This window comes from Acidibrevibacterium sp., assembly GCF_049965395.1.
Lineage (GTDB): Bacteria > Pseudomonadota > Alphaproteobacteria > Acetobacterales > Acetobacteraceae > Acidibrevibacterium > Acidibrevibacterium fodinaquatile.
The window spans coordinates 1-8160 of sequence record NZ_JBMFWJ010000074.1 but is presented as its reverse complement, the minus strand read 5'-3'; the positions used below and the strand labels follow the sequence as shown (position 1 = coordinate 8160).

The window sequence follows — 8160 nt, the reverse complement described above, 5'->3', positions numbered from 1 at the left end:
TAGCGAGGGTGAAGCTTTTGCCGATCCCGCCTTTGCCATAAATCGCGATGATCTGTTTTTTTCCGAATTTGTCCGACCCCGTGCGATGTGGCGCCTCAGGCGCCGGGTGAGGCTTTGGCATTGCGGTCATGAGCATACCCTCCAATCGAGAATCATTTTGAGGCAAGCGGGATCGCCAAAAGCGGTGCGATAGGCGGCATCGGCGGTGGTGGCGGCGGCGCGGTGGGTGATCAGCCCGGCGAGCGACACCCGCCCCGCCTCCACCATGTCGCGCACCGCCGCGAGATCGCCCGCGGCCCATTCCGCCGCCACCCGCAGCCGCGCCTCGCGCAGGAAAGCCGGAGGAAAGGCAAAGGAAAGCGGCTCGGCGTAAAATCCAGCCAGCACGATCTCACCGCCGCGCGCGAGCTTGGCGATCAGACGATCGAGCACCGCCGAATCGCCACTCACCTCGAAGATCGCACGATAATCCTCCCGCCGATCCTCCTCCGGGGCGATCACCTGATAGCCGCTGGCCCCCGCGGCGCGCGCGGGATTGCGCTCCCACACCACGGGCGGCGGCGCGCCGATGGCGAGCGTGAGGCGCGCAAGCAGGCGGCCGAGAACGCCATGGCCAACGATCAGGTCGGGCGGCAAGCAGGTTGCAGCGCCCGGGGAAGCGGGAGGGGACGATGTCGCGTCCGGCGCAGAGGCGTGGGCGGCAGCGGGGCTCTGCATCGCGTGCCACGCGGTCGCGGCAAGCGCCAGCAGCACCGCCTCCTCGCCGAGATGCTCAGCGAGCGGCAGCACGCGCCGCCCGGGCGCCACCAGATGCCGCGCCGCGCCGCCGAACAGGCCGCGCACGGCACCGCTCCAGCGCGCACCGGGGACAAACACCCGCGCCCCATGTCGTGTGCCAGAAGCGGCGCCGGCCGCAACGACACGGCCGACGGACTCATAGCCAGGAATAAGCGGATACCCCATGCCGGGAAAGGGCGGCATACGGCCTGACCACAGCAGACGCTCGGTGCCGGTGCTGATCCCGCTCCACTCGACCTCGACCACGACCTCGTCTTCGCCAGGCGTCGCCAACGGAAGACGCCGAAGGGCGAGATGTTCAGGTCGCTCCATGACCACGGCAATCGTATCCATCCTTGGACATCTCCCGCGACCGGGGGGTCGCTTTTTATCAAGTGTCACTGTAGATTGACTAATACAATCGTCAAGTGAATTTTACATTCCGACCGTTACTGAGCCTCTGCCAAGAGCGCGCCAACCAGCAGCGGGCGGCGGGTGGGAAGCCGGCGGACACCGCGAAACCCGGCACTTTCCAGCAAAGCGGCGAGGGCGGCGGGCGGGCGCGGCCGGCCGCGCCCCATCGCCAGCAGATAAAAATGGAAATAGGCGGCAACCGGCTCCACCCCGGCGACGCCGGCCATCGGCTCGGCGACCAAGAGCCGCGCCCCCGGCGATAGCGCGCGGCGGACGGCGAGAAGGAGGCGAAGCACGCTCGCGTCATCGTGATCATGCAGCACCCGCACCAGGGTCACGAGATCGGCGCCGGCGGGAAGCTCATCCCTGAGAAAATCCCCGCCATACGTCAGCGCCCGCCCTTCGAGCCCAGCGGCGGCGAAACGCCTTCGCGCCCGCGCGGCAACCGCCGGAAGATCGAACAGAATCAGACGGAGCGCCGGCGCGCGCGCCGCAGCGGCAATCACGAACGCCCCTTCCCCACCGCCGATATCGAGCAGAACGCGATGGCGGTGACAGGGATAGGCGTCGAGGATGTCACCGGCGATCAATGGCTGCGAGGCCGCCATCAAGGCGCCATAGGCCGCAACCGCCGCCGCCGAGAGTTGGGCCGGGGCCTCTCCCGTGGCATAGGGCCAGAATCGGGCGAGCGCGGTCTCCTTGCGCGTGCCGCGCAGCAAAGCCACCGGATCGGCAAGATCGGCATAGAACATGTCATGATGCGCAATCATCGCGGCGATCGCCGGGTTGCCCGCGAGCACGGCACCGAGCGGGCCGAGCGCAAACCGGCCCTGGCGGCGCGGCTCGGCAATCCTGAGCGCTGCCGCGGCTTCGAGCAGACAGCGCGCCGCCGCCTCGGTCAGATCGAGCCTCGCCGCGAGACCTGGGGCGGTTGGCGCTTCCTCGGCGAGGATTGAGACAAGATCGAAACGCACCACCGCGAGCAGGATCTGCGAATAGACGAAACCCGCGACAAGATCGAACAGCTCTCGCGCGCGGCGCGCGGCGAGCCGGCGGGTGAGCGGAAAACCGGCCGCCCAGCGCTGAAAGCGCGGGCTCGCGAGCAGCCGGTTGCGGGTTTCGCGCCACAGATCGCGCACCTGTTCACCGATACTCTCGTCGCGAGATGAGGCGGTCATGCCGCCGCGCGCCACCCTGCCCTGCGCAACCCCGCTTGCCATCACGCGGCGCGATGAACGCTCTCGGGCGGCATGAGGCGCGACATTTCATCCAGAATGAGCGCGCTGAGCCGCGCCCGCCCGGCGGCCGGCGGAATCGCCGCCACCGCCCCGTCGATGAGCCGACGAAGCCGCGCCCGCGCCGCGCCGAGGCCGAGCGAGAGCACGGCATTGGGACAGGCATGAGCCTGGTCCTGGCCAACCGGCTTGCCGATATCCTCGGGGCGGGCGGTGGTATCGCGGATGTCATCGGCCACCTGATAGGCCTCGCCGAGGCGCAGACCGACGAGCCGCCACGCCTGGGTCGGCCCGCCGGCGGCGGCGGCGCCGGCCATGGTGGCGGCGGCAAACAGCGCGCCGGTCTTGGCCCGCTGATAGTTGGCGAGATCGATCTCCGGCTCACATTCCCAAGCCTGGCCGGCGGCGATGCCGAACGGGGCGCCAGCGGCATGGCTGAGAATCGCGAGAAGGGCGGGTAGACGCTGCGGCGAACGCGGCACGCTCAACGCCAAAGTCTCGTAGGCGAGCACGATGAGTGCGTCGCCGGCCAGCACGGCGAGGCGCTCGCCAAAGGCGTGATGGACGGAGGGGCGGCCGCGACGCATCGCCGCGTCGTCAAAACAGGGGAGATCGTCATGCACCAGCGAGGCGCAATGCAGAATCTCGATCGCCGCCGCGGCAGCCTCGGTGAGGTCGGGATCGTCGTCGCCGAGAGCGCTGGCAACAGCAAGGCAAAGCCGCGGCCGAATACGCGCCCCGCCGGGAAAAACGGCGTGCCGCATGGCGGCGGCGAGACCTGGCGGGCCACCCTGGGCCGTAGCCCGGGCCATCGTCTCAGCCAAGCGGCGTTCGATGCGTGTCATCGCGTCCATGTCGTTCTTCCCTGGCTCGTTGCTGCCTGTGCGTTGCTGTCACTCAGTCATTGACGCTTGGTGGGTGCCAATTCGGCGGTGTCGATTTGACGGCGTCGCCGACAACGCATGGCGGCCGCCAAGCCGAAGCGTAAATCGAAATTGACAATTAAAACTGTCATTCTAAATTGACGTGTTGTCAAGTGTTTTCGCAGCCCACGGAAGCCGCATCCCGTGCCATCCCCGCGCCTCGCCCCCTCTCGCATCGCCGTGATCGGCGCTGGCATCGGCGGCTTGGTTGCCGCCCTGGAGCTCGCCCAAAAGGGCCTGGAGGTGGTGGTGCTGGAACGCGCGGGGACGCCAGGGGGCAAGCTTCGCGAAGCCTGCCTCGGCGGGCTCCGGCTGGATGTCGGCCCGACGGTTCTCACCCTACGTGCGGTGTTTGCCGACATCTTCGCCCGCGCCGGCGCCCGGCTCGAGGATCACCTCACGCTCCATCCCGCGGACATTCTTGCGCGCCATGCCTGGAGCGCTGAGGAGCGGCTCGATCTGTTCGCCGCACGCGAGCGCACGATCGACGCCATCGGCGCCTTCGCGGGGGCGGCGGAAGCCACCGGCTATCGCCGCTTCATCGCTGATGCTGGCCGCCTCTATGCCGCTCTCGATGCCAGTTTTCTGCGCGCCGGCCAGCCCAGCTTGCTCGGCATGCTGCGTCGCGCGGGACCGGGCGGGCTACGCGCGCTTGCCGGCGTTTCGCGGTTTCGCACACTCTGGCAAGCGCTCGAAACCTATTTCCGCGACCCACGGCTGCGCCAGCTCTTCGGCCGCTATGCCACCTATTGCGGCGCCTCACCCTTTCTCGCGCCAGCGACACTGATGCTGATCGCGCATGTCGAACAAGAGGGGGTGTGGCTGGTCGAGGGCGGCATGTACCGCCTCGCCACCGCGCTCGCGGGGCTGGCGACGGCACGCGGGGCGATCATCCGCTATGAGAGCGAGGTCACCTCGATCGACGTCGCTAGCGGCCGGGTGGCCGGCGTCACCTTGGCCTCGGGCGAGGTGGTTGCGGCCAACGCGGTGATTGTCAACGCCGACAGCCGCGCTCTCGCCATCGGCCTGTTCGGACCGGCGGCGCGGGCAGCGCTGCCGCGCCAATGCGCGCGCGCGCCGGCTTCGCTGTCGGCGATCACCTGGGCGATGCTCGCATCCGCGCGCGGGTTTCCGCTGCTTCGCCACACCGTGTTCTTTGCCCGCGACTACGCCGCCGAATTCGAGGCCATCCTCAGCCGCGGCGAGAGTCCCGCGGAACCAACCGTCTATGTCTGCGCCGAAGATCGCGGCGCGCGCGAGGCGCCGCCCCCGGCGGGGGCGGAACGGTTATTTCTGATCGTCAACGCCCCGGCGGCGCGCGCGGCTCGCCCCCTCACCGATGCGGAGATCGAACGATGCGAAACGCGGGCATTTTCCCTCCTCGAACGGGCGGGGCTAACCCTGGAGCCGCGGCCAGGAGCGATGCGACGCACCACGCCGGCGGAGTTCGCATCCCTTTTCCCAGCGAGCGAGGGAGCGCTTTACGGCCGCGCGCTCCATGGCTGGCGGGCGGCCTTCCGCCGCCCCGCGGCGCCGACCCGTCTGCCGGGGCTCTATCTCGCCGGGGGGAGCGTGCATCCCGGGCCGGGAGTGCCGATGGCGGCGCTTTCGGGACAGCTCGCGGCGGCGCGGGTGCTCGCGGACCTGGCTTCGACGTCGCGATCCCGCCAGGTGGCTATGCCTGGTGGTATCTCGATGCGCTGAGCGCCGATGGCGAGCACGGCATCACCGTGATCGCCTTCATTGGCAGCGTCTTCTCCCCGTATTACGCGGCCGCGCGCCGCTGGGGCGCCGCTGATCCGCTCGCCCATTGCGCCCTCAACGTCGCGCTCTATGGGGGCGCTCGCAAGCGCTGGGCGATGACCGAGCGTGGCCGGCACCGGCTGTCGCGCAGCGCCGACGCGCTCGCTATCGGGTCGAGCACGCTGAGCTGGGACGAGACGGGTCTCACGGTGCGGATCAACGAGGTGACGGCGCCGTGGCCATCGCGCATCCAGGGTGTCGTTCGCCTGCACTGCCCGCGGATCGCCGAGGAAAGCATCGCCCTCGACGCCGCCGGCCAACATCGGTGGCGGCCGATCGCGCCGGTCGCGGACGCCGAGATCGCCCTGACCCGCCCGGCTCTCTGCTGGTCGGGGCCGGCCTATCTCGACAGCAATTTCGGCGCGGTGCCGCTGGAGAGCGATTTCAGCGGCTGGAGCTGGAGCCGCACCACGCTCCGCGGCGGCACCGTTGTGCTCTATGACGTCATCCCCCGTATCGGCGCGCGTGCCCCGCTCGCGCGGTATTATGCGCGGAGCGGCGATGTCATCACTTTGGTGCCGCCGCCGCCGGTCACGCTGACGCCGACACGCTGGCGGCTATCACGCGCGACCCGCGCCGAAGCCGGCGCGAAAATTCAGGCAACGCTCGAAGATACGCCGTTTTACGCCCGCTCTCTGGTGGCGACGCGGCTTCTCGGCCAAGCGGCGACGGCGATGCACGAAACCCTCGCTCTCGATCGCTTCCGCGCGGCCTGGGTGCAGGCGATGCTGCCGTTCCGCATGCCGCGCTGGTCGGGCGCGGGCGGCAGGCCGTGGTTGCACGCCTCCTGATCATGCGCTGAGCGGCAGGCTATTCGTCGGCCACGGGCGTCACTGGGTCCTTTGCCTTAGCCGCGCGCAGCCGCCGCAGCGCGCGGCGGGTGCGCACCAGCTCGATGATCGCGAGCGCCAACACGATCCCTTCGATCAAAAGCCATTCCCAGCGAAACATCGCCTCTCCTCCCGCGTCTCGGCGAACGCCGCCGGGCCGCTCACGCCGTCTGGCGGCTCGGCCCGAGGCCTGCGCGCTCGCAGCCGGCCCGTTCGAGCCGAACAGAGCCTCGCCCTTCGCGCGCGAGACGATCGCGTTCGGCCAGACGCGCGAAAAGATCGAGCAGCCACGCGACCCGCGCCGAAACGCGCTGGCCAACGCCGGTGACGGGGAGAAAACTCCCGGCCAGCAGCCAAAGCTTCCGCCTCAGCGTTACCACCGCGCGGCCGGCGATAGGATTGCCGCCGTTGCGCGCCAAGGCGTGGCCGATCTCGGCGTAAAGCGCCTTGGCGGCGCGAATGCCGGGCCGGCACGCGAAGGGGAGTTCAGCGATCCCGGGCTCTGCGCGTGCGTAAAACCCGTCCGCCGCCGCCAGCAGCCGCGCGATTACCGCCCCGAGCGCCGGCGTGAAGGCCGGCTGCGCGAGCCACGCCTCAGGGTCGATACCCTGTTCGCGCAGCCACTGTCGCGGCAAATAGAGCCGGCCGGCGCGCGCGTCCTCGCCGACATCGCGGGCGATGTTGGAAAGTTGCATGGCGATGCCGAGATCGATCGCCCTCGCGATCGCCGCCGCCGTCCCGACTCCCATAATGAGCGCGAGCATAACACCGACCGCGCCGGCGACGCGTGCCGCATAGCTCACCAGATCCGCCAAGGTCTCATAATGGCGGGCCTCGGCGTCCCAGGCGAACCCTTCGAGCAGCGCTTCGGGCAAGGCGCGCGGCAGTGCGAAGCGCGAAACCACGTCGGCGAACGCGCGATCGACGGCGAAGGGCTGCGGCTGGCCGGCATAGATCGCAGCAAGCCGCTCGCGCAGGTGAGCGAGGGCGGCAAGGGTGCCGGTCGCGCCCCGATCGCTGCCGAGATCGATGGCATCATCGGCGACACGACAAAACGCATAAAGCGCGATCGCCGGCGCGCGCACCCGCCTTGGCAGCAGGAAGGCCGCGGCATGGAACGATTTCGACCCCCCCCGCAGCAACCGGCGGCACGCGGCAAGATCGGCGCGGGTCGCAAGGTCAGGCAACGGGCGCCCCGGCCGGCACGATTTTATCGAGCACCCGCGCCGAGGAGAGCACGCCCGGAACCCCAGCACCGGGATGGGTGCTGGCGCCGACCAGGAAGAGATGTTTGATGTCCTCGCTCTGATTATGCGGGCGAAACCACGCGCTCTGCGTCAAGATCGGGGCGAGACCGAAACCAGCCCCGTGAAACGAAAGCAGCCGGGTGGCGAAATCCGTCGGCGTCATCACCCGCGAGGTGACAATGTCCGCCTCAAACCCCGGAAGAATCGTCGCATCGAGGTGCCGCGCGATGGCGGCGCGAAAGGGCTCGGCGGCGCGCGCCCAGTCGATGCCGCTCGCGAGATGTGGGACCGGGGCGAGAACATAGAACGCATCACAGCCGGGCGGCGCGAGTGTCGTATCGCTGGCGGTGGGCCGGTGCAGATAGAGGCTGACATCGGTCGCGAGGCGCTGGCGATCGAAAATATCGACGAGCAGATCGCGATAACGCGGCCCAAGCAGGATCGTGTGGTGCGCGACCGCGGGAAAGCGCCGCCGGGTGCCAAAATACCAGACGAAGAGACTCATCGAATAGCGGGCGCGCTCGATCCGGCGGTCGGTCCAGCGTCGCCGCGCCGATGCCGGCACGAGATGGCGATAGGTCCACGCCGCGCAGGCATTGGAGACCACGATCGCCGCCGGAATCTCCTCGCCGCCGGCCAGCGCGACACCAACCGCCGCGCCGTCGCGCACCAGGATGCGTCGCACCTCGGCGCCATACCGCATCCGCCCCCCCAAGCGCGCGATGAGCTTGACCAGTCCGGCAACCAACCGCCCGGTGCCGCCAACCGCGTAATGGACACCAAAGCGCCGCTCGAGATGAGCGATGAGACAATAAATGCTGCTCACCGCAAACGGGTTGCCGCCGATCAGCAACGGATGAAAGCTCAGCGCAACGCGCAGCCGCGGATCGCGCACATGCGCCGCGACCACGGCATGGACGCTTCGCCAAGC

General features: G+C 69.3%; 8 protein-coding genes. 2 read left to right on the top strand and 6 right to left on the bottom strand.

Annotation, left to right across the window (positions count from 1 at the left end; all coding sequences use genetic code 11):
• Positions 1-126: 126 nt before the first annotated feature.
• From bchC to ACP5M5_RS13955, 3 genes are all read right to left on the bottom strand, one after another.
• Entirely contained in the window at positions 127-1131 is a 1005-nt protein-coding gene (bchC, locus tag ACP5M5_RS13965) for a chlorophyll synthesis pathway protein BchC (protein WP_427938345.1), read from the bottom strand.
• A 95-nt stretch (positions 1132-1226) separates the two neighbouring features.
• Positions 1227-2369, bottom strand: coding sequence for a methyltransferase (locus ACP5M5_RS13960; protein WP_427938343.1), 1143 nt, complete (start codon positions 2367-2369; stop codon positions 1227-1229).
• 41 nt (positions 2370-2410) lie between these two features.
• Positions 2411-3280, bottom strand: a complete 870-nt coding sequence (locus tag ACP5M5_RS13955) for a polyprenyl synthetase family protein (protein WP_427938341.1) — start codon at positions 3278-3280, stop codon at positions 2411-2413.
• Positions 3281-3493: 213 nt separating this feature from the next.
• Here ACP5M5_RS13955 and crtD point away from each other — a divergent pair, with 213 nt between their 5' ends.
• Positions 3494-5053 (top strand): 1-hydroxycarotenoid 3,4-desaturase CrtD, encoded by a 1560-nt coding sequence (gene crtD, locus ACP5M5_RS13950; RefSeq protein WP_427938339.1) that lies wholly within the window; start codon positions 3494-3496, stop codon positions 5051-5053.
• Positions 5054-5079: 26 nt separating this feature from the next.
• Entirely contained in the window at positions 5080-5943 is an 864-nt protein-coding gene (locus ACP5M5_RS13945) for a carotenoid 1,2-hydratase (protein WP_427938337.1), read from the top strand.
• 19 nt (positions 5944-5962) lie between these two features.
• Here ACP5M5_RS13945 and ACP5M5_RS13940 read toward each other — a convergent pair whose 3' ends face one another.
• The 3 genes from ACP5M5_RS13940 to crtI all read right to left on the bottom strand — a co-directional run.
• Positions 5963-6103 carry a hypothetical protein gene (locus ACP5M5_RS13940; protein ID WP_427938335.1) on the bottom strand — a complete coding sequence of 47 codons (141 nt, stop codon included), beginning with the start codon at positions 6101-6103 and terminating at the stop codon, positions 5963-5965.
• A gap of 40 nt (positions 6104-6143) precedes the next feature.
• Complete coding sequence (locus tag ACP5M5_RS13935) at positions 6144-7169, bottom strand: phytoene/squalene synthase family protein (RefSeq protein WP_427938333.1); 1026 nt, start codon at positions 7167-7169, stop codon at positions 6144-6146.
• Positions 7162-8160 (bottom strand): phytoene desaturase family protein (gene crtI / locus ACP5M5_RS13930; RefSeq protein ID WP_427938331.1); only part of this gene is annotated, 999 nt, incomplete at its 5' end. The genes crtI and ACP5M5_RS13935, both read right to left, overlap by 8 nt.